Source organism: Magnetospirillum sp. LM-5 (assembly GCF_902729445.1).
Lineage (GTDB): Bacteria > Pseudomonadota > Alphaproteobacteria > Rhodospirillales > Magnetospirillaceae > Magnetospirillum.
Window position 1 is genome coordinate 148016 of record NZ_CACVCE010000012.1, and the last position, 21521, is coordinate 169536.

A 21521-nucleotide genomic window follows, 5' to 3' on the forward strand; every position below is an offset into this window, starting at 1 on the left:
TACGGCCCAACCGGGCCCGGGTTAAACCCGTTCCTCGCCCAGCCGTTCGACCAGCAGGTTCATGGTCTTGCGGATTTCCGGGTGACGTTCGGCGATGCGATGGGCCAGGACATGGGCGCGGCGGCGGTCGAACGGGCGGCCCTCGGCCTCGGCCTCCAGATGTTCGCCCAGTTCGCGCAACTCAGGGATCATGTGGGTCATGACGCATCTCCTCGAACGGGTGTGATGCGGCATTGTCGCGACCGCCATGCTGCAGCGCAACAGACGGTTTGATGACTCGATGGGTGTCTTGTAACCTCGCTCAGGCGTCGCGGTCGGCGACCACGCGGTTGCGACCGCCATTCTTGGCCCGGTACAAGGCCTGGTCGGCGCGGGCCAGCACGATATCGACCGAATGATCGGCCTCTTCCAGGCCGGCGATGCCGATCGAGGCGGTGAAGCGGACCTGGTGGCCGTCGGCCTCGACGCAGATGGCGGCCACCGCCTCGCGCATGCGCTCGGCCAGGATGCGGCAGCCGGTCAGGTCGGTTTCCGGCAGGCAGATGGCGAATTCCTCGCCGCCCAGACGGCCCAGGATGTCGGACCCGCGTAGCGCGCCCATGCAGGTGGTAGCCAGCGCCTTGATGGCCAGGTCGCCGACCGGATGGCCATAGGTGTCGTTGATGCGTTTGAAATGGTCGATGTCGAGCATCATCACCGAAGCGGCGCGATGGTGGCGTCGGGCGACGGCGACCATTTCCGCCGCCTGCTCCATGAAATGGCGGCGGTTGAAGGTGCCGGTCAGGGCGTCGGTGGTCGCCAGGCGACGCAACTCGTTTTCCAGGTCCTTCTGGCGCGAGATGTCGACCATCACCCCGATCAGGCCGGCCGGTTGTTGGCGCTCGTTCAGCCAGGCGGTCTTGTTGACCAGGAACTGCCGCTTGCCGTCTCCGGCCTGCAGCTCCATCTCATAGGCGATCGGCGGCCCGTTCAGGGCCTGTTCGTCGCGCGCCTTCGACAGGGCGACATGGTCGCCCGGGGCGACATCCTCGATCGAGCGGCCGACCCAGGTGTCGGAATCGGCGTTCAGCAACGTCGCGAAGGCGTTGTTGAAGCCAAGATAGCGGCCGTCCAGGCCCTTCCACCACACCGGATTGGGCATGGCCGTCAGCAGGCGTTCCAGGAAGCCCTTCTGGATGTTGAGTTCCGAGGTGCGCTCGGCGACCCGGCGTTCCAGCGAGTCGTTCATCGCCCTCAGGGCCGACACCGCCTTGTTCTGGCCGGTGATGTCGCGCGCTTCCAGCATGAACTCGATGTCGTTGTCCTCGTCGGGCAGGCGGGTGATGCGGACCTGCACGTCGATGGCGCTGCCGTCGATACGACGGAACCGCACCGGGACGATGCCGGTCTCGTCCAGCAGGGCGGACAAATCCTCGTGGAACAGGCTGCGATAGGGCTCGTCGAAGAAGGTCCAGATCGGCCAATTGGCCTCGCCATCGTCGGGCGACAGACCGATCAGGTCGCGCCCGGAGCTGTTGATATAGACCACCCGCTCGCCATGGCAGCGGCAGATCATATGCATGGCGTTGTCGACCAGGCTGCGGAACAGCGCGTCCATGCGCCGGGCCTGCATCGCCGCCCGGGTTTGCGCCGCCAGATCGCGCAAGGTGACGATCGCCGACCCGTCACCCAGCTCGCGGGCCGGATGGATCTTGATCTCGGCCTCACGCGACTTGCCGTCGGGGGTGTGGATCATCAGCGGGATGGGGTCCAGCTCGACGACGTGCAGGTCCAGCAATTCCTGGATCACCGGGCGGTAATCGTCGGCGATGAAGTCCAAGAGCGACCGGCCCAGCAGACCCTCGAGCTGTGCCACGCCCAGGAAGCGGGCGGCGGCGCTGTTGGCCTCCTCGACGGTGCCGAAGCGGCAGCGGGCGGCGAACTGGTCGGTTACCTCCAGGGTGACGATGGCGTTGTCGGAAAACTGGACCTTGCGCTTTCGCCGTTCGGCCGCCCCCACGTCATTCCCCATCTGTCCGTAATCCCCGGCCCCGATATCCCGTCGGCGATCATATACATATTCAGATTTATAAATACAAGCTCTGTATCTGGGTTACATCCGATGGTTTTGTTCTCTGTTGATTACTTGTGTCTTTGGGTACTTTTCATGAAAACGAAAACCCCCGCCAGTTTCCTGGCGGGGGTTCCCGTAGCGATTTTGTTCGACGCTCGGATTAGACCGAGTAGTACATGTCGAACTCGACCGGATGCGGGGTGTGCTCGAAGCGATAGACTTCTTCGTACTTCAGCTCGATGTAGCTCTCGATGAAGTCCTTCGAGAACACGTCGCCCTTGCACAGGAAGTCGTTGTCGGCGCGCAGGGCCTCGAGGGCCTCACGCAGGCTGCCGCACACGGTCGGGACCTGGCTCAGCTCTTCCGGAGGCAGGTCGTACAGGTTCTTGTCCATCGGATCGCCGGGGTGGATCTTGTTGGCGATACCGTCCAGACCGGCCATCAGCATGGCCGAGAAGGCCAGGTAGGGGTTCGCGCCCGGATCGGGGAAGCGGACCTCGACGCGCTTGCCCTTCGGCGAGGCCGAGTAGGGGATGCGGCACGAGGCCGAACGGTTGCGGGCCGAGTAGGCCAGCAGCACCGGGGCTTCGAAGCCGGGGATCAGGCGCTTGTAGCTGTTGGTCAGCGGGTTGGTGAAGGCGTTGATGGCCTTGGCGTGCTTGATGATGCCGCCGATGTAGTACAGAGCCATGTCCGACAGGTCGGCATAGCCCGAACCGGCGAACAGCGGCTTGCCGGCCTTCCAGATCGACTGGTGGACGTGCATGCCCGAGCCGTTGTCGCCATAGATCGGCTTCGGCATGAAGGTCGCGGTCTTGCCGTACGACGCGGCGACGTTGTGCACGACGTACTTGTAGGTCTGGATGTTGTCGGCGGCCTCGATCAGGCTGCCGAACTTGATGCCCAGCTCGTGCTGCGAAGCGGCCACTTCGTGGTGGTGCTTCTCGATCGGCAGGCCCATCTCACCCATGATGGTCAGCATTTCGGCGCGCATGTCGACGGCCGAGTCCACCGGCGGAACCGGGAAATAGCCGCCCTTGACGCCCGGGCGGTGGCCCAGATTGCCTTCCGAGAATTCCTTGCCCGAGGCTTCGCAGCCATCTTCCGACGACAGCTCGTAATAGCCGACATTCATGCCGGTCTTGAACTTGACGTCGTCGAACACGAAGAATTCGGCTTCCGGGCCGAAATAGGTGGCATCGCCCACGCCCGACGACTTCACATAGGCTTCGGCGCGCTTGGCGATCGAGCGGGGGTCGCGGTCATACAGCTGGCCGGTGGCCGGCTCGACGATGTCGCAATTGATGATCAGCTGGGCCTGGGCGGCGAAGGGGTCCATCATCGCCGACGAGCAGTCCGGCATCAGGATCATGTCGGATTCGTTGATGCTCTTCCAACCGGCGATCGACGAGCCGTCGAACATGATGCCTTCGGTCAGCATTTCCTCGTCGATGGTCGAGACGTGCTGAGCGGTGTGCTGCCACTTGCCGCGCGGGTCCGTAAAGCGGAAGTCGACGTACTTGACGTCGTGTTCCTTGATCAGTTCGAGGACTTTCTTGACTTCGTCAGCCATGGTCAAAGTTCCTGAGTTTGGATGTGGTGGAAAAAACGTATTTGAAATCGTCGTGGGCAGGACTAGATGGCGTCGCTGCCGCGTTCACCGGTGCGGATGCGGATCGCTTCCTCGACGGTGGAAATGAAGATCTTGCCGTCGCCGATGCGCCCCGTGTGGGCCGCCTGCTGAATGGCTTCGACCGCACGTTCGACGAGGTTGTCCTCGATCACCAGCTCGATCTTCACCTTCGGCAGGAAGTCGACCACGTATTCGGCGCCACGGTACAATTCGGTATGGCCCTTCTGGCGGCCGAAGCCCTTGGCCTCGGTCACGGTCAGACCCTGGAGTCCGACTTCATGCAGGGCTTCCTTCACTTCATCGAGCTTGAACGGCTTGATGATCGCTTCGATCTTCTTCATGGACCGGGTCTCTCGGATAACGTGGAACCAGCGCTTGGCGCGGCACGACATGTAGCACGCCTTGTGCCAGTTCATCCACCGGGAAAACAAAGGGAACATTGGCGCAATCCCTGGAAAACTGCCGTTTTTTTTGGCAGCAAAGCCCAAAGCTTGGGCAATTCGCCGCCGCTGACGTTCTGCCTCTTCCGTGGTAGATAGGAGAACCCGCCTCTTCGCCGGAGCAAGTCAGCGTGGCCCGCGCCAATACCGTCTTCGCCGCCTGCGGCACCACCATCTTCGAGACCATGTCGCGTCTGGCCCAGGCCCATGGCGCCGTCAATCTGGGCCAAGGCTTCCCCGAGGGGCTGGAGCCGCCGGCGCTGATCTCGGCCCTGGCGGAAGCCGCCTTGGCCGGGCCGCACCAATATCCGTCGATGATGGGCATCCCCGCCTTGCGCGAGGCGGTGGCCGGCCACGAATGCCGCTATTGGAAGAATGCGGTGCGGCCGGACGAGGTGATGGTGACCTCGGGCGCCACCGAGGCGCTGGCCGCCTGCCTGTTCGGCCTGATCGAGCCGGGCGACGAGGTGATCTTGTTCGAGCCCTTGTACGATTCCTACCTGCCGATCATCCGCCGGGCCGGCGGCGTGCCCCGACTGGTGCGCCTGTTGCCGCCCGACTGGGGCATCGACCGCGAGGCGCTGGCGGCGATGTTCGGGCCGAAGACCAAGCTGGTGGTGCTGAACAGCCCGACCAATCCGTGTGGCAAGGTGTGGAATGCGGACGACCTGGCCTTCCTGGCCGGTCTGTTGGAAGCCCACGACGCGCTGGCGGTGTGCGACGAGGTCTACGAGCACCTCAGCTATGACGGCCACGCCCACATTCCGCTGATGAGCCTGCCCGGCATGCGCGCCCGCTGCGCCAAGGTCGGCTCGGCCGGCAAGATTTTTTCCCTGACCGGCTGGAAGGTCGGCTGGGTGGTGGCCGAGGCGCCGCTGCTGGCCCCGATCGCCAAGGCCCACCAGTTCCTGACCTTCACCACCTCGCCGACCCTTCAGGCGGCGGTGGCGCGCGGGCTGGACGATGCTGGCGATTATATCGACAGCCTGCCGGCGGTCCTGACAGCCAGGCGCGACCGCCTGGCGGCCGGGCTGAAGGCGGCCGGGCTGGCCCCGCTTCCCTGTTTCGGCAGCTATTTCCTGTCGGCCGATTTCCGTCCGCTGGGCTTTGCCGGCGACGACCGCGATTTCTGCCGCACCATCACCGAGCAGGCCGGCGTGGCGGCCATCCCGGTGTCGGCCTTCTTCGACGGCAACGGCCCCGACCATTACGCCCGCTTCTGCTTCGCCAAGACCGACCAGGCCATCGACGAGGCGATGAGCCGACTGAAGGCCTTCTTCGCGAAGGGGTAGCGGGTTGCGGAAAAACACCGATCTGGTGCCCGAAAGCCCCTCTTCGTCATGCCCGGACTTGATCCGGGCATCCACGCGCCGCCGCCTAATTACCTGTTTTCAATGGAATTTTTGCGAAGACACGTGGATGGCCGGGTCAAGCCCGGCCATGACGGATTGAGCAAACTGACAGGAACGCCGAGTTTTTCCGCAGCCTGTTAGACGTTCGACAGGCCGTCGCCGTGCTGGCCCTGGATCAGCGACATGAATTCGCGCCGGGTCGCCGGGTTGTCGCGGAACTCGCCCAGCATGCGGCTGGTGACCATGGTCACGCCCGGCTTGCGCACGCCCCTGGTGGTCATGCATTGGTGCGCCGCCTCGATCACCACAGCGACGCCCTTGGGCTGCAGCACCTCGTTGATGGCGTTGGCGATCTGGCTGGTCAGCTTTTCCTGGATCTGCAGGCGCTTGGCGAACACCTCGACGATGCGGGCCAGCTTCGAGATGCCGACGACACGCCGGCCCGGCAGATAGGCGACATGGGCCTTGCCGATGATCGGCACCATATGGTGCTCGCAATGGCTTTCCAGGCGGATGTCGCGCAGGACGACCATTTCGTCGTAGCCGTCGGTTTCCTCGAAGGTGCGCTGCAAAATCTCGACCGGGTCCTGCTCGTAGCCCTCGAAGAATTCCTCGTAGGCGCGCACCACCCGCTCCGGGGTGCCGACCAGACCCTCGCGGTCGGGGTCGTCGCCGGCCCAACGCAGAAGCGTGCGCACGGCGGCCTCGGCCTCGTCGCGGGTGGGCCGGTCCTTCAGGTGCGGGCGCAACTCGGCCGGCAATGTGGCGGTGGTCATGGTGGTGTTCTCCTGGCTCGACGCTCCCTGGCCCATGTGGCGTCGAACGGCTCGTCTTGCAAGGTCAGTTCAACCGCACGGTTTCGTGCGGGCTGTCCAGCGAGAAGGCGGGGACGGCGATATCGAACACTTCGCCGGTCTCGGCCTCCATCTCGTAGCTGCCGACCATGATCCCCGACGAGGTCGGCAATGGCGTGCCGCTGGTATATTCGAATGATTGCCCGGGCTGCAGCACCGGCTGTTCGCCGACGACGCCGGCGCCCCGGACTTCCTGCACGCGGCCCAGGGCGTCGGTGATCACCCAATGGCGGCGCAGCAGCTGGACGGTGGTGTCGCCCTGGTTGTCGATGCGGACCTGATACGCCCAGACATAACGGTTCTCGGTGGGGTCGGACTGGTCGTCCAGATAGACCGGCTGCACCGTCACCGTGATGCCTCGGGTGGTTTGGCTGTACATGGCGAGGTCCCCGCGATGCCTTCCGTCAAACCCCTATCTTAGAACCGTTCGCGCCGGGTTCCAAGGCCAGCCGTAGATCGTCGATCAGGTCGGCCGCGTCCTCCAATCCGACCGACAGGCGGATCAGGCCCTCGCCGATGCCTTGGGCCAGCTTGTCTTCCGGGCTCAGGCGCTGGTGGGTGGTGGTCCAGGGATGGCAGGCCAGGCTTTTCGAATCGCCCAGATTGTTCGAGATGTCGATGACCTCGAGGCGGTTCAGCAGGTCATAGGCCGCCTGCTTGCCGCCCTTCAAGGTGAAGGCGACGATGCCGCCGAAGCCGCCCTTCATCTGGCGCTTGGCCAGATCGTGCTGGGGGTGGCTTTCCAGGCCGGGATACAGCACCCGGGCGATCTCGGGCCGTCCTTCCAGGAAGCGGGCCACCGCCAGCGCGTTGGCCGAATGGCGCTCGACCCTGAGGTCCAGGGTTTCCAGCCCCTTCAGCAGCACCCAGGCATTGAAGGGCGACAGCGCCGGGCCGGTATGGCGCAGATAGGGCGACAGCGTGTCGGCGATGAAATCCTTGCTCCCCAGGATGGCGCCGCCCAGGCAGCGGCCCTGGCCGTCGATATGCTTGGTGGCGGAATAGACCACCACGTCGGCGCCCAGCTCCAGCGGGCTTTGCAGGATCGGCGTGGCGAACACGTTGTCGACCACCACCCGGGCGCCGGCCCGGTGGGCCAGCTCGGCCACCGCCGGCAGGTCGATCACCTCCAGCGTCGGGTTCGAGGGCGTTTCCAGGAACACTATTGCGGCGGGCGTCGCCAGGGCGGCCTTCCATTGGTCAAGGTCGGTGCCATCGACGAAGGTCGGATTGACGCCGAAGCGCGGCAACAGGTCGTTGATGATCCAGGTGCACGATCCGAACAGGGCGCGCGGCGCCACCACCCGGTCGCCGGCCTTCAACTGGCAGACCAGGGCGGCGTGGACGGCGGCCATGCCCGAGGCGGTGGCGCGGGCTGCCTCGGCGCCTTCGATGGCGGCCAGGCGATCCTCGAAGGTGGCGACGGTGGGGTTCTTGAAGCGGGAATAGACCATGCGGTCCAGCGTGCCGTCGAAGGCGGCCTCGGCCTCCTCGGCGCTGCCATAGACATAACCCGAGGTCATGAAGATGGCTTCCGAGGTTTCCGAGAAACCGGAACGGTTAAGGCCGGCGCGGACCTGACGGGTGCGGGAACGAAGAGGGCGGTCGGTCATGGCGGATCCCTGGAAAACGAAAGCCCCGGCCAACAGAAGCCGGGGCGGGAAAGGGACCCACTACCGGACCTCTTTAGCGTTTGGTTTTACGTGGCCGCAAGCCGGTCGGTCAAATCACCACGATGGATTCCTCTTAGACGATCCGAGCTATATGCGTCAAGGCGAATAATTCACTTATGTTAAATGTGGTTTTCCGAACTTGTCATACCAGGGGCAAGTCCCTATTTTGCAGTGCAGCATCATCGGAATGAAGAAGGACGCACGCTATGGATGCCATCGTTAAGCCTTATCAGCAGGTCGCCACCTTGAACCTTGCCGGCAAGAAGGGCCTGGTCGTCGGCATCGCCAACGAGCAATCGATCGCCTATGGCTGCGCCAAGCATTGCCGGGCCTACGGCGCCGACTTGGCCGTCACCTATCTGAACGACAAGGCGGAAAAGTGGGTGCGCCCGTTGGCCGAGGGCCTGGACGCCCAGATCGTCCTGCCCTGCGACGTGCGGGAAGAAGGCCAGCTGGAAGCGGTGTTCGCCGAGATCGAGAAGACTTGGGGGCGGCTGGATTTCGTCATCCATTCCATCGCCTTCGCCAATCGCGACGACCTGCATGGCCGCGTCGTCGATTGTTCGCGCGACGGCTTCCAGATGGCGATGGACGTGTCGTGCCATTCCTTCATGCGCATGGGCAAGCTGGCCGAGCCGTTGATGACCAATGGCGGCTGCCTGATGACCATCTCGTTCTATGGCGGCCGCAAGGTGGTCGAGCATTACAACGTCATGGGGCCGGTCAAGGCGGCGCTGGAAAGTGCCACCAAGTACATGGCGCACGAATTGGGCCCGAAGGGCATCCGCGTCGTCGCCCTGTCGCCCGGCCCGTTGAAGACCCGCGCCGCCTCGGGCATCGACCGCTTCGACGAACTGATGGAAGCCGCCGCCGCCAAGGCGCCGACCCATCAATTGGCCGACATCGACGATTGCGGCTCGTTCGCGGCCTATCTGGTCAGCGACGGTGCCAAGTCGGTGACCGGCACCACCTTGTTCATCGACGGCGGCGCCCACATCGTCGGCTGATCATGAAAAAAGGGGCGGCCCCAGCCAGGGCCGCCCACACAGGACTTTTCCACGGGGGACTAATTACCCGCGCGCGCCCGACAGCAGGCCGCGGGCGATGACCTGGGCCTGGATTTCGGCCGCACCCTCGAAGATGTTGAGGATGCGGGCGTCGCACAGGACGCGGCTGATCTGATATTCCTCGGCATAGCCGTTGCCGCCATGCACCTGCAGGGCGTTGTCGGCGTTGGCCCAGGCGACGCGGGCCGCCAGCAACTTGGCCATGCCGGCCTCGATGTCGCAACGATGGCCGCCATCCTTCTCGCGGGCCGAGAAATAGGTCAGCTGGCGGGCGATCATGGTTTCCACCGCCATCCAGGCGATCTTGCAGGCGACGCGCGGGAAATTATAGATGGCCTTGCCGAACTGAACGCGTTCGTTGGCGTATTTCAGGCCGATTTCCATGGCGTTCTGGGCCACGCCGATGGCGCGTGCCGCGGTCTGGATGCGGGCCGATTCGAAGGTTTCCATCAGCTGCTTGAAGCCCTGGCCTTCCACCCCGCCCAGCAAATTGGCGGCCGGCACCTTGAAGCCGTCGAAGCCCAGTTCGTATTCCTTCATGCCGCGATAGCCCAGCACCTTGATCTCGCCGCCGGTCATGCCTTCCGATGGGAAGGGATTTTCCTCGGTGCCCCTGATCTTCGGGGCCAGCATCATCGACAGGCCCTTCCAATCCTTGGTGGTGGGATCGGTGCGGACCAGCAGGGTCATCACGTCGGTCCGCGCCGCGTGGGTGATCCAGGTCTTGTTGCCGGTGACGACATAATGGTCGCCGTCCTTGACCGCGCGGGTGCGAAGCGAGCCCAGGTCCGAGCCGGTATTGGGCTCGGTGAACACGGCGGTCGGCAGGATCTCGCCCGAGGCGATCTTGGGCAGCCATTCCTGCTTTTGTTCCTCGGTGCCGCCCAGACGGATCAGCTCGCCGGCGATCTCGGCCCGGGTGCCCAGGCTACCCACGCCGATATAGCCGCGGCTCAATTCCTCGGTGACCACGCACATGGCGGTCTTGCCCATGCCCAGCCCGCCATATTCCTCGGGCAGGGTCAGGCCGAACACGCCCATCTCGGCGACGGCGTTCAGCACGTCCAGCGGGATCAGTTCGTCCTTCAGGTGCCATTCGTGGCAATAGGGGGCGACGTTGTCCTCGACGAAGCGGCGGAACTGTTCCTGGATCAGCACCAGGGTCTCGTCGTCCAGGCCCAGCTCGCCGAAATGGTGACCGTCCTGGATCAGCTGGGCGATGCGCACCCGCACGGCGGCGGCGTTGCCCTTCTTGCGCAGGATGCTGGTGGCATCCGAGCTGTGCTTGTGGCAGATGCCCGATTCCAGCCCCAGGTCGGACGGACGGATCAGCTCGCCCTGGCTCATCGGGATGCCGCCATAGATCTGGGCGACATACTCGCCGAAGGCCGATTGCAGCATCAGCTGTTCCAGCTCGCCGAACTTGCCGCCCGCCTCGATGCGCTTGGCCCAGTCCAGCATCTGCTCAAGCGCCGAGACGTAGGTGGTCAGCCAGGCATAGCCGTGGGCGGCCTGCTGGTTGGCCTCGAACAGGGCGCCGTCGATCTTGGTCCCGTTCGACACCATGGCGGTGACGGATTCCTTGGCGGCGGCATGCAGGCCCTTGACGGTCTCCAGCGCGGCGGAGCAGGTGGGGATCAGGTCGGGAAGCAGGATGGTGGCGGTCATGGGGGCGGTCCTTGGTTTCTTCATGCGAACCCCCTCCTTCGCGCGTGGGCCAAGGAGGGGGCGAGGCTTAAGCGAAGGGCGATCAATCGCCTTCGATGCAATCCTCGATGGTGTGGCGGCCGGGCTTCAGGGCCTGGACCAGCACGGCCATGTTGCCGGGCTTGTGCTGGTTCTTCAGCATCTTCATGTGGGCGGCCGGGATGTCGTCCCACGAGAAGCATTCCGACATGCACGGATCGATACGGCGCTCGATCACCAGCTGGTTGGCCTGGCTGGACTGCAGCAGGTTGGCGAAGTGGCTGCCCTGGATGCGCTTCTGGCGCATCCACACGAAGCGGGCGTCGAAGGTCAGGTTGAAGCCGGTGGTGCCGGCGCAGAACACCACCATGCCGCCACGCTTGACCACGTTGCACGACACCGGGAAGGTGGCTTCACCGGGATGTTCGAACACGAAGTCGACGTCGTTGCCCTTGCCGGTGATGTCCCAGATGGCCTTGCCGAACTCGCGGGTCTTCTTCATGTAGTCGGCGAAGGCCTTCTGGTCGCCGTCGACGTCGGGCAACTGGCCCCAGCAATCGAAGTCCTTGCGGTTGATGACGCCCTTGGCGCCCAGACCCAGCACGAACTCGCGCTTGTCTTCTTCCGAGATGACGCCGATGGCATTGGCGCCCGACACGGCGATCAGCTGGATGGCCATCGAGCCCAGGCCACCGGCGGCACCCCACACCAGCACGTTATGGCCGGGACGCAGGACGTGCGGACGATGGCCGAACAGCATGCGGTAGGCGGTGGCCAGCGTCAGGGTGTAGCAAGCGCTTTCTTCCCAGCTCAGATGCTTGGGACGCGCCATCACCTGCTGGGCCTGGACGCAGGTGAACTGCGCGAACGAGCCGTCCGGGGTCTCGTAGCCCCAGATGCGCTGGCTGGGCGAATTCATCGGGTCGCCGCCGTTGCACTCTTCGTCGTCGCCGTCGGTCTGGTTGCAGTGAACCACCACCTCGTCGCCGACCTTCCAGCGCTTGACCTTCGAGCCGACCTTGTAGACCACGCCCGAGGCGTCGGAGCCGGCGATGTGGTATTCGGCCTTGTGATAGTCGAACGGCGAAATCGGCCGGCCGAGCGCGGCCCAAACGCCGTTATAATTGACGCCGGCGGCCATCACCATGATCAGCACTTCGTGCGGATCGACATCCGGCACGTCGACCACTTCGACCTGCATGGCGGTGTCGGGATCACCATGGCGCTCGCGCCGGATGCACCAGGCGTACATCTTGCTGGGGACGTGCCCCAGCGGCGGGATCTCGCCGACTTCATAGAGGTCCTTGATCACCTGGCCGGGCTTGGTCGCCACTTCGCTCATGCCACTCTCTCCTAAACAGGCAGGGGTTCAGCCACGCCCGAAGGGGCCGGCGGACAGTCCGATGGTTTTAGCGTTTTGCGGCTTTCTTCGCAATGCACAAAATGATAGTTTGTTTCGCCACGCCCGCGGACGAAGAAATATTAGGTCGCGCGCTTCCTTGAGTACGGACATATAGAGGCCCCCATGACGGACAAGACCCCCGCCCGCGAAAAGCCCTGGCTGTTTCGCACCTATTCCGGCCACAGCTCGGCGGCGGAAAGCAACAAGCTTTACCGTACCAATCTGGCCAAGGGTCAGACCGGTCTGTCCATCGCCTTCGATCTGCCGACCCAGACCGGCTATGATTCCGACCATCCGCTGGCCAAGGGCGAGGTGGGCAAGGTCGGCGTGCCGGTCTGCCATATCGGCGACATGATGACCCTGTTCCAGGACATCCCCCTGGAAAAGATGAACACCTCGATGACCATCAACGCCCCGGCCGCCTGGCTGTTGTCGCTGTATATCGCGACCGCCGAACGCCAAGGCGCGGCGCGCTCGGCCCTGAACGGGACCACCCAGAACGACGTCATCAAGGAATATCTGTCGCGCGGCACCTATATCTTCGCGCCGCAGCCTTCGTTGAAGCTGACCGGCGACGTGATTTCCTTCACCTACCGCGAGGTTCCCAAGTGGAACCCGATGAACGTCTGCTCGTACCATCTGCAGGAAGCGGGCGCGACGCCGGAACAGGAACTGGCCTTCGCGCTGGCCACCGCCATCGCCGTGCTGGACACGGTCAAGCCCATCGTGCCGGACGCCGATTTCGAGCAGGTGGTCAGCCGCATCAGCTTCTTCGTCAATGCCGGCATCCGCTTCGTCACCGAGCTTTGCAAGATGCGCGCCTTCACCCAATTGTGGGACGAGATCTGCCGCGATCGTTACGGCGTGAAGGACGAAAAGGCGCGACGCTTCCGCTATGGCGTGCAGGTCAATTCCTTGGGGCTGACCGAGCAGCAGCCGGAAAACAACGTCTATCGCATCGTCATGGAAATGCTGGCCGTCGTGCTGTCGAAGAACGCCCGCGCGCGGGCCGTGCAGTTGCCGGCCTGGAACGAGGCGCTGGGCCTGCCGCGTCCGTGGGACCAGCAATGGTCGCTGCGCCTGCAGCAGATCATGGCCTATGAAAGCGACCTGTTGGAATTCGGCGACATCTTCGACGGATCAATCGAGATCGAGCGCAAGGTGAACGAGCTGATGGCGGGTGCCCGCGAGGAACTGAAGCGCATCGACGAGATGGGCGGCGCGGTCAACGCGGTTGAATCCAGCTACATGAAGCAGAAGCTGGTGGAATCCAACGCGCGGCGCATCGGCGCCATCGAGGCCGGCGAGCAGATCGTCGTCGGCGTCAACAAGTGGACCGAGACCGAGCCTTCCCCGCTGACCACTGGGGATGGCTCGATCCTGACCGTCGATCCCAAGTCGGAAGCCGAGCAGATCGAGCGGCTGAAGGCCTTCCGCGCCGGGCGCGACCAAAGCGCGGTCGCGGCGGCGATGGCGAACTTGCGCTCGGCCGCCCAGGAAGGTCGCAACGTCATGGAGCCGTCGATCGCCTGCGCCCATGCGGGTGTGACCACCGGCGAATGGTCGCAGGCCTTGCGCGAAGTGTTCGGCGAATACCGCGCCCCGACCGGCGTGGCCCGCGCCGCCGCCCAAAGTGGCGGCGACAAGATCGGCGTGGTGCGCACCCGTGTCGATCAGGTCTCGGCCGAGTTGGGTCGGCGCATCAAGATGCTGGTCGGCAAGCCGGGCCTGGACGGCCATTCCAACGGCGCCGAGCAGATCGCCGTGCGCGCCCGCGATGCCGGCATGGAAGTGGTCTATGAAGGCATCCGCCTGACGCCGGCCCAGATCGTCAACGCCGCGCTGGAAGAAGGCGTGCACGTGGTCGGCCTGTCGATCCTGTCGGGCAGCCACATCCCGCTGGTGACCGAGGTGCTGGACCGCATGCGCGCCGCCGGCATTGGCGACATCCCGGTGGTGGCCGGCGGCATCATTCCCCCTGAGGACGAAAAGATCCTGCTGGCGGCCGGCTGTGCCCGGATCTACACGCCGAAGGATTACGACATCACCGCCATCATGGGCGACATCGTCGAACTGGTGGCCGGGCGCGCGAAAGCGGCGTAGCTTTGCTTGAAAGAAGCGGCCCGCCGGGGGAAACCCCGGCGGGCCGTTTTGCGTTCAATTGCCGCCCGGATCGCGCGGGCTGACCTTGTCCCACAGGGCGGTGCAGTTGGACGATTGCGCCGAACCGGGCGCCATGGTGCCGCCACTGCCCTGGAACAGCTGGACCTGGCCATTGGCGGCATAACGGGTCCAACCGGCGGGCGGGGCCAGATTGGCGGCGAAGCTGGTCCAGGCCTGGCCCATGGCTTGCGCCAGGGCCGCATCGGCGGCCGGGACCGGCTGCACGAACTCACTCAGGGTGTTGAACACGTAAGGCAGTTCGTTACCATGGCAGACCTGGCCGTTGCCGGGCGCGCAGGCCTGGGTCGGCACCGTCGGATAGGAATTGAACAAGGGCGGCTGGGCGAAGCGATAGGCCCAGATCGGGTTGTTCGGCGCCTGCTTCAGGGCGGCGTTGGCGCTTTGCAGGTTGCCGCACTGGAACGATTGGTCGTTGATGACCGCGGCGAAGGTCTGGGCGGTGCCGTTGTAGAAGCTGGTGCCGGTGGCGGCGCTGGCCCGATAGGGGTGATTGCCGGACGGGTCCTTGAAGTTGGTGATGCGCGGCTCGTTGATCGGCTTGAACAGGCCGGCGATGGCCTCGCCATACAGGGTCGGATCGAGCGGCGAGGTTTTCTTGCCGGCCGGGATGCACTGGGCCAATTGGCCGGCATCGGGGTTGGGAACGCCGTTGGTGGTGGCTTCGCCGGCACAGGCGATGCCGGCAAAGATGGCGCCTTCGTCGGCATTGGTGCCGAACAGGGTCGGCTTGGCCGGCATGCCCTTGGCATAGCCGTCCAGCGGCTGGCCGGTGACGAAGGCCCCATCGACCACCGGGGTCCAGGGCAGTGCCTCGGGGAAGCCGCTACGGATGATCCGCCACAAGGACGAGCCCTGGGCGCTATAGGCGGTCTGCGCCGCCATCACCTGATCCAGGCTCGCCGTCTGCAATTGCGCGACCGTCGGCGCGCATTTCTTCCAGCGGGCCTGGTCGCACAGCATCTTGAGATAGGTCTTGCCGTCCTTCGACCCCTGGGTCGGCGTGCGGTACAGCACCGACATCGGGTTGCTTTCCATGATGGCGGCCCGGAACAGCGCGGCACTTTTCGGCACGGCATAGAGATGCAGGCCGACGCTCATGGCGCCGGCGCTTTCGCCGAAGATGGTGACCTTGGTCGGGTCGCCGCCGAAATTCTTGATGTTGGCCTGCACCCATTGCAGGGCGAAATTCTGGTCCTGGATACCCAGGTTGGCCGGCACCGGTCCGGCCTTGCCATCGGGGGCCTTGTCGGCGGCCAGGAAGCCCAGCGCGCCCAGGCGGTAATTCAGGGTCACCACCACCGCGTTGCCGGTCTCGGCCAGCGAGGCGCCGTTATAAAGCGGCTCGGAACCCGAGCCGATGACGAAGGCGCCGCCATGGATGAACACCATTACCGGCAGCGCCTGGCCGTTGGTCACCGCCTGGGACGGCGTCCACACGTTGAGATACAGGCAATCCTCGGAACTGCCGGGCTTGGGCGGGCTACCCTGGGCGCAGATCGGGCCGGCCACGGTCGCCTGGCGCACGCCTTGCCAGGCGGCCATGGCGGTGGGCGGCTGCCAGCGCAGCCCGTTGGCCGGAATCGGCGGCGTGGCATAGGGCACGCCCATATAGGCGAACAGGTTGCCCTGCTGGGTGCCGCACACCTGGCCGGCGGCGGTGGAGACCGTCGAACCGGCGGCGCAGCTCTGTTGGGCCTGCGCGTCCTGGGCGCCGGTCCCCAGGGACAGCGCGGCGACGGCGAAAGCCCATCCGAATAAACGCTTCATTCGCCCCTCCTGCGATTGTATTTGCGTCAATGAACTCCATAATTCGCACCTTGTGCGAGTAACTGCAAGTTACGCAGGTATAAATGTCACAAAAAGACGACTTTAAGGGTTGTGTGACGGCAGTTGCGCTGTGCCCCGGGAAAGGTGCACACTGGGACGGTCAGCATTCCAGAAGGGAGGGCGGGCATGGCAACGATCGGCAAGGTGACCACGGGGTCGCCATTGGTTCGGCCAGTCCAGTCGGCAGAAGCCGGGAAAGTAGCGGGACAGATGCGCTTGGCGGCGGAAGAGGCCGACAAGGTGATGGGGCGCGTCCGCCAAGCGGTCGAGGACGGCCGGCGTGTCGCCGACGGGCTGCGTCAAAGCATGTCGGCAGAGCGCAAGGCCCGCGCGCGTGAGACCGTCGAGCGGCTGAAGCAGCAACTTTTACAGTTGGCGCCGGTCCTGGCGCTTAATCCCAAGGCGGCGGCCAGTGTGCTGCGTCAGATGGCGCGGCAATTGGCCGATGCCGTCTCGGATTATGCCCGGGATGGCGAACCTCGGGCCGACGTCGCTCCGGCCTCGGCCGCGTCATCGTCTGAAACCGCCGCCGCCGGGCCGGCTGCCCAGCCGGGCGCAGCGTCGGACGCCGCTGCCCGTGCCGCCGAGCCGGCGGCCCCGTCGGGCGCGGCCAAGACCGAGACGCCCGCCCGGGTGAGCATGACCACGGGCGAGGCTTCGGACGCCGCCGCCGCCGCCCATGCCGCCGAACGCGAGAAGGCGCGAAATGCCTATCAAGCGGCCGCCGGCGCCCAGCAAATCCACGCACCCGATGAAAAATTCATCCGTGACGCCCGCCAAGTCTTCGAACGGCTGAAAGTGATGGTGCGAGGAATGCTGGCGCTTCTGGAAGACGAGCATCAGCGCAAGAAGGAAGCCCGCGCCTTCGACGAAAACGCCGAGATCATCGAAAAGGGATTGGCCGAGATCGAGGGCTGGAGCAAAGAGCCGGCGCCGGTGGCACCGCCGGTCTCGCCGGATGCTCCGGTGTCCTTGGCGGTGTGAGCGGTTCCGGGTAGAATCGGCCCATGACGACCGAGATCTATTCCTGCAAGGACGGCCAGCCCCTGAAAGAGGGGCGGTTGGATTATTCCGACAGCATCACCACCCGCGAGGACGCCGAGCCCGACGCCAAGCGCCGTTGCCAGAAGGACCCGACCATCAAGAAGGTGGCCTATTACAAGGTCGATGCCTCGGGCGACTTCAAGGTGTTCTATTCCTACACCAATCCCAACTGCAAGCCGGTGGGCGCGAAGCCCGCGGCCGCTGCGAAACCGCCGGCCAGGAAGCCGCCCCCGTCGAAGAAGAAACCCGGCCTGATCGCCCGCATCGTCAAGGCGCTGGGGGGCTGACCTTCAGGAACACGAACTTGGCCGCGCCATAGGTGCGGCGATCCAGTTCGGTGAAACCCGGCGGCGGGGTGAAATCCTCGTCGGCGGCCACTTCCACCACACACAGCGCGTCTGGCGCCAGCCAGCCCTTGGCCGCCAGTGACGTCAGGCAGGGTGCCGCCAGGTTCAGGTGATAGGGCGGGTCCAGCAGGGCCAGGGTGCAGGGCTGTCCGGCCGGCGGCAGGCGGGTGGCGCAGGCCTTGACGATGGTGGCGCGCTGGCCCTCCCGCAGCGTCTCGACATTGGCCTTCAGCGCCGCCAGGGCGGCATGGGCCTGCTCGATCAAGGTGACGTGGGCGGCGCCGCGCGACAGCGCCTCCAGCCCCAATCCGCCGCTGCCAGCGAAGCAATCGACCACGCGGGCGCCGTCCAGCTCGACATGGGCCGAGTGGGCCAGGATGTTGAACAAGGCCTCGCGGGCGCGGTCGGCGGTCGGGCGGGTGTCGCGGCCCGAGGGTGCCGCCAGCCGGCGCCCCTTATGAACGCCGCCGACGATCCGCATGGGGGGCGGCCTTGCCGGTGGGCTTATCGGTGGGTCTCTCGGGGCGGGCCGGCTTCTTCTTGGGGGCCGGCGGGCGGGCGCGTTCGGTGGTGTCGGCCTTGGCCCAGCCGGATTCGCGGTCGCCCAATTGTTCCTTGACCACCTTGGCCGGCACTTCCTCGACCGCGCCTTCTTCCAGACTGCCCAACTGGAATGGGCCATAGGCGACGCGGATCAGGCGGCTGACCGGCCAGCCCAGATGGTCCATGACGCGGCGGACCTCGCGGTTCTTGCCTTCCTTCAGGGACAGGGTCAGCCAGGCGTTCGAGCCCTGCTGGCGGTCCAGCTGGGCCTTGATCGGGCCATATTTGACGCCCTCGATGGTGATGCCCTTTTCCAGCCCGACCAGGGTCTCGGGCGGCACCTCGCCATGGACGCGCACGCGGTAGCGCCGCACCCAGCCGGCGGCCGGCAATTCCAGCTTGCGGGCCAGTTCGCCGTCATTGGTCAGCAACAGCAAGCCTTCCGACGACAGATCCAGGCGGCCGACCGACATGACGCGCGGCAGGCTGTCGGGCAGCTTCTCGAACACCGTCGGGCGGCCCTGGGGGTCGCGGTGGGTGGTGACCAGCCCGGCCGGCTTGTGATAGCGCCACACCCGGGTCCGCTCCGGCTCGCCGACCAATTGGCCGTCGACGACGATGCGGTCGGCATCGGTGACCAGAACCGCCGGGGTGTCCAGCACCTTGCCGTTCAGGGTGACCTTGCCCAATTGGATCAGCCGCTCGGCGTCGCGGCGCGAGCAGATGCCGGCCCGCGCGATGCGCTTGGCGATGCGTTCGCCGCTGGCTTCCTTGGCGCCCGTGGATTCGTCTTCGACGTCTTCGGTCATGTGCAGGCCTCGATGAAGGCGCGGGCCAGGGCCCGGTCGGCTTCGGAAATGTTGAATTCAGGATGCCATTGCACCCCGATGCAGAAACGCTTGTCCGGGGCCTCGATGCCCTCGATCACCCCGTCGGGGGCGGTGGCATCGACGATGCAGCCGGGTGCCACATTCTTGACCGCCTGATGGTGGGCGGAATTGACCGCCACGGTGCCGGCCCCGGTGATGGCCGCCAGCCGGGTGCCTTCGGCGATGGCGACGGTGTGGCCGGGCTCGTTCCTGGGATTGGGCTGCTCGTGGGCCAGGCAGCCTGCCACCTCGTCGGGGATGTGCTGGATCAAGGTGCCGCCCAATGCCACGTTCAGAAGCTGCTGGCCGCCGCAGATGCCGAGAATCGGCATGTCGCGTTCCAGCGCGCCCTGGACGATGGCCAGCTCGAACGCGGTGCGGCGGCTTTTCAGGGTCACCGTGGCGTGGCGGCTGGCGGCCCCGAACAGGGCCGGATCGACATCGAAGGCGCCGCCGGTCACCAGCAGCCCGTCGATGCGGTCAAGATAGTGGGCGGCCAGCTCTGGCTCGTGCGGCAGCGCGATGGGCAGGCCGCCGGCCTCGGCGATCCAGCCGGCGTAATTCTGGCGAAGCGCGTACCACGGGAACTTCGAATAGCCGCCGGGCTCTTCGCTGTCCAGGGTGATACCAATGACGGGTGTGCGGGTCATCCCTGCTGTATAGAGCCCTGCGCCGCCGGCTTCAATGTGATAGATGATGGACATGACCGACTTCATGGCCGTCGCACTGGAACAGGCCCGCCTTGCCGCCTTGCGCGGCGAGGTGCCGGTGGGCGCGGTGGTGGTCCAAGACGGGCGGGTCGTGGCCCAGGCCGGCAACCGGGTCGAGGAACTGGCCGACCCCACCGCCCATGCCGAGATGCTGGCGATCCGCCAGGCGGCCCAGGCGATCGGCAATGTCCGCCTGGATGGCTGCGACCTTTATGTCAGCCTGGAACCGTGCCCGATGTGCGCGCAGGCGGTCTCGTTGGCCCGCATCCGCCGGCTGGTGTTCGGCGCCTACGATCCGAAAAGCGGCGGCACCGAGCACGGCGCCCGGGTGTTCGACCATTCCACCTGTCATCACCGCCCCGAGGTGGTGGGCGGCGTGCGCGAGGCCGAGGCGGCGGCCCTGCTGAAAAGCTTCTTTCAGGACAGACGAGGAGAAAACGGATGAGCACCAAGGACTGGCCGCAGATGGCCAAGGAACTGTCGGGCCTGCTGGGTCAGGTGCGCGGCACCATCCCCGAGGTGATGAAGGGCTTTTCCGCCATGGCCAAGGCGGCGTCGGCGCCGGGCGTGCTGGATGCCAAGACCAAGGAGCTGATCGCCCTGGGCATGGGGGTGGCGGCCCGCTGCGACGGCTGCATCGCCTTCCACACCCGCACCGCCCTGGAACTGGGCACGACCCGCGAGGAACTGATGGAGGTCCTCGGCATGGCCATCTATATGGGCGGCGGCCCCAGCCTGATGTACGCAGCATTGGCGGTCGAGGCCTATGACCAGCACGCGGCCACCAAGGCGGGCGGCTGAACGACAAATCCCCTTCCGGCGGGACCGGAAGGGGAGGTCTCTAAAGCTGTTCGGTACGGGCGCGCCAAAGGCCAAAGCCCGAGCGGCGACTGAGCCGCCCGGCACGGGCGCGCCAAAGGCAAGACCGCTGATCGGCCGCGCCTTCAGCGGGACCGATCAGCGGGTCGGAACCGGCTTCTCGCCCGAATAATCATAGAAGCCGCGGCCGGTCTTGCGACCCAGCCAGCCGGCTTCCACGTACTTCACCAGCAACGGGCAGGGGCGGTACTTGGAATCGGCCAGGCCGTCATACAGCACCTGCATGATCGACAGGCAGGTGTCCAGGCCGATGAAGTCGCCCAGTTCCAGCGGACCCATCGGGTGGTTTGCGCCCAGCTTCATGGCGGTGTCGATGGCTTCCACCGAGCCGACGCCCTCGTACAGGGTGTAGACGGCTTCGTTGATCATCGGCAGCAGGATGCGGTTGACGATGAAGGCCGGGAAGTCTTCGGCCGAGACCGGCTGCTTCTTCAGCTTCAGCACCATGTCGCGGACCAGGCCGAAGGTCTCTTCCGAGGTGGCGATGCCGCGGATCAGCTCGACCAGTTGCATCACCGGCACGGGGTTCATGAAGTGCATGCCCATGAACTTGGCCGGGCGGTCGGTGGCGGCACCCAGACGGGTGATCGAGATCGACGAGGTGTTGGACGCGATATGCGCCTCGGGCTTGAGGACCGGGCACAGCAGGGCGAAGATCTTGCGCTTGACCTGCTCGTCCTCGGTGGCGGCCTCGATGACCAGGTCGCTGTCGCCGAAATCGGCATATTGGGTGGTGGTCTTGATGCGCGACAGGGTGCCGGCCTTGTCTTCCTCGGACAGCTTGCCCTTGGCGACCTGACGGCCCAGATTCTTGTCGATGACGGCAAGACCCTTCTTCAGGGCCTCGTCCGTCACGTCCAGCAAGATCACGTCAAAGCCCGAAGCGGCACACACATGGGCGATACCGCTGCCCATCTGTCCGGCGCCAATGACACCAATCTTCCGAATTTCGCTCATG

General features: G+C 65.4%; 21 protein-coding genes and 1 riboswitch. Of the genes, 7 read left to right on the forward strand and 14 right to left on the reverse strand.

Going from position 1 to position 21521, the window contains the following annotated elements:
- Positions 1-21 precede the first annotated feature (21 nt).
- From MTBLM5_RS06770 to MTBLM5_RS06785, 4 genes are all read right to left on the reverse strand, one after another.
- Positions 22-201 carry a hypothetical protein gene (locus MTBLM5_RS06770; protein ID WP_173974999.1) on the reverse strand — a complete coding sequence of 60 codons (180 nt, stop codon included), beginning with the start codon at positions 199-201 and terminating at the stop codon, positions 22-24.
- Between the two features lie 100 nt (positions 202-301).
- Positions 302-2011, reverse strand: coding sequence for a diguanylate cyclase (locus MTBLM5_RS06775; RefSeq protein WP_173975000.1), 1710 nt, complete (start codon positions 2009-2011; stop codon positions 302-304).
- 202 nt (positions 2012-2213) lie between these two features.
- Complete coding sequence (glnA, locus tag MTBLM5_RS06780; RefSeq protein ID WP_068501636.1) at positions 2214-3626, reverse strand: type I glutamate--ammonia ligase; 1413 nt, start codon at positions 3624-3626, stop codon at positions 2214-2216.
- A gap of 62 nt (positions 3627-3688) precedes the next feature.
- A complete protein-coding gene (locus MTBLM5_RS06785; protein WP_008616616.1) occupies positions 3689-4027 on the reverse strand; it encodes a P-II family nitrogen regulator in 339 nt (112 codons plus the stop codon).
- Between the two features lie 230 nt (positions 4028-4257).
- Between MTBLM5_RS06785 and MTBLM5_RS06790 the strand changes: the two genes are divergently transcribed.
- Positions 4258-5418 carry an aminotransferase gene (locus MTBLM5_RS06790; protein WP_173975001.1) on the forward strand — a complete coding sequence of 387 codons (1161 nt, stop codon included), beginning with the start codon at positions 4258-4260 and terminating at the stop codon, positions 5416-5418.
- A gap of 197 nt (positions 5419-5615) precedes the next feature.
- Here the strand turns inward: MTBLM5_RS06790 and folE are convergent, their stop codons facing one another.
- The 3 genes from folE to metZ all read right to left on the reverse strand — a co-directional run bounded on the left by folE (position 5616) and on the right by metZ (position 7945).
- Entirely contained in the window at positions 5616-6254 is a 639-nt protein-coding gene (gene folE / locus MTBLM5_RS06795; protein WP_217424984.1) for a GTP cyclohydrolase I FolE, read from the reverse strand.
- 64 nt (positions 6255-6318) lie between these two features.
- Complete coding sequence (gene apaG / locus MTBLM5_RS06800; RefSeq protein WP_173975003.1) at positions 6319-6711, reverse strand: Co2+/Mg2+ efflux protein ApaG; 393 nt, start codon at positions 6709-6711, stop codon at positions 6319-6321.
- Between the two features lie 25 nt (positions 6712-6736).
- A complete protein-coding gene (gene metZ / locus MTBLM5_RS06805; protein ID WP_173975004.1) occupies positions 6737-7945 on the reverse strand; it encodes an O-succinylhomoserine sulfhydrylase in 1209 nt (402 codons plus the stop codon).
- A gap of 52 nt (positions 7946-7997) precedes the next feature.
- Positions 7998-8076, reverse strand: a riboswitch (SAM riboswitch).
- 135 nt (positions 8077-8211) lie between these two features.
- Here metZ and fabI point away from each other — a divergent pair.
- Positions 8212-9012, forward strand: coding sequence for an enoyl-ACP reductase FabI (gene fabI, locus MTBLM5_RS06810; RefSeq protein ID WP_068497016.1), 801 nt, complete (start codon positions 8212-8214; stop codon positions 9010-9012).
- 63 nt (positions 9013-9075) lie between these two features.
- On the opposite strand, the gene MTBLM5_RS06815 is transcribed toward fabI, so the two are convergent.
- Entirely contained in the window at positions 9076-10740 is a 1665-nt protein-coding gene (locus tag MTBLM5_RS06815) for an acyl-CoA dehydrogenase family protein (RefSeq protein ID WP_173975005.1), read from the reverse strand.
- Positions 10741-10822: 82 nt separating this feature from the next.
- Positions 10823-12100: a crotonyl-CoA carboxylase/reductase gene (ccrA, locus tag MTBLM5_RS06820; protein ID WP_173975006.1), complete on the reverse strand. Its 1278-nt coding sequence runs from the start codon at positions 12098-12100 to the stop codon at positions 10823-10825.
- A gap of 183 nt (positions 12101-12283) precedes the next feature.
- Between ccrA and MTBLM5_RS06825 the strand changes: the two genes are divergently transcribed.
- Positions 12284-14263, forward strand: a complete 1980-nt coding sequence (locus MTBLM5_RS06825) for a protein meaA (protein WP_173975007.1) — start codon at positions 12284-12286, stop codon at positions 14261-14263.
- 54 nt (positions 14264-14317) lie between these two features.
- On the opposite strand, the gene MTBLM5_RS06830 is transcribed toward MTBLM5_RS06825, so the two are convergent.
- On the reverse strand, positions 14318-16111 hold the full coding sequence (locus tag MTBLM5_RS06830) for a carboxylesterase/lipase family protein (RefSeq protein ID WP_173975008.1): 1794 nt from the start codon (positions 16109-16111) through the stop codon (positions 14318-14320).
- Positions 16112-16381: 270 nt separating this feature from the next.
- Here MTBLM5_RS06830 and MTBLM5_RS06835 point away from each other — a divergent pair, with 270 nt between their 5' ends.
- On the forward strand, positions 16382-17155 hold the full coding sequence (locus MTBLM5_RS06835; RefSeq protein ID WP_173975009.1) for a hypothetical protein: 774 nt from the start codon (positions 16382-16384) through the stop codon (positions 17153-17155).
- Between the two features lie 23 nt (positions 17156-17178).
- Positions 17179-17502 carry a hypothetical protein gene (locus MTBLM5_RS06840; RefSeq protein WP_173975010.1) on the forward strand — a complete coding sequence of 108 codons (324 nt, stop codon included), beginning with the start codon at positions 17179-17181 and terminating at the stop codon, positions 17500-17502.
- Here the strand turns inward: MTBLM5_RS06840 and rsmD are convergent.
- From rsmD to MTBLM5_RS06855, 3 genes are read right to left on the reverse strand one after another with little or no spacing between them, the layout of a single operon-like run.
- Positions 17483-18043: a 16S rRNA (guanine(966)-N(2))-methyltransferase RsmD gene (gene rsmD, locus MTBLM5_RS06845; RefSeq protein WP_173975011.1), complete on the reverse strand. Its 561-nt coding sequence runs from the start codon at positions 18041-18043 to the stop codon at positions 17483-17485. The two genes, MTBLM5_RS06840 and rsmD, sit on opposite strands and share 20 nt — an antisense overlap.
- Positions 18018-18914, reverse strand: a complete 897-nt coding sequence (locus MTBLM5_RS06850) for a pseudouridine synthase (protein ID WP_173975012.1) — start codon at positions 18912-18914, stop codon at positions 18018-18020. The genes rsmD and MTBLM5_RS06850 overlap by 26 nt, the downstream gene beginning before the upstream one ends.
- Positions 18911-19624, reverse strand: a complete 714-nt coding sequence (locus MTBLM5_RS06855; RefSeq protein WP_173975013.1) for a gamma-glutamyl-gamma-aminobutyrate hydrolase family protein — start codon at positions 19622-19624, stop codon at positions 18911-18913. Before MTBLM5_RS06855 ends, MTBLM5_RS06850 begins: the two co-directional genes overlap by 4 nt.
- A 46-nt stretch (positions 19625-19670) precedes the next feature.
- Here MTBLM5_RS06855 and MTBLM5_RS06860 point away from each other — a divergent pair, with 46 nt between their 5' ends.
- On the forward strand, positions 19671-20129 hold the full coding sequence (locus tag MTBLM5_RS06860) for a nucleoside deaminase (RefSeq protein WP_371814002.1): 459 nt from the start codon (positions 19671-19673) through the stop codon (positions 20127-20129).
- The gene (locus tag MTBLM5_RS06865; protein WP_173975014.1) at positions 20126-20485 is read left to right on the forward strand and encodes a carboxymuconolactone decarboxylase family protein; all 360 of its coding nucleotides are present in this window, start codon (positions 20126-20128) and stop codon (positions 20483-20485) included. The genes MTBLM5_RS06860 and MTBLM5_RS06865 overlap by 4 nt, the downstream gene beginning before the upstream one ends.
- A gap of 156 nt (positions 20486-20641) precedes the next feature.
- On the opposite strand, the gene MTBLM5_RS06870 is transcribed toward MTBLM5_RS06865, so the two are convergent.
- Positions 20642-21520, reverse strand: coding sequence for a 3-hydroxybutyryl-CoA dehydrogenase (locus MTBLM5_RS06870; RefSeq protein ID WP_173975015.1), 879 nt, complete (start codon positions 21518-21520; stop codon positions 20642-20644).
- Between the last annotated feature and the right edge of the window lies 1 nt (position 21521).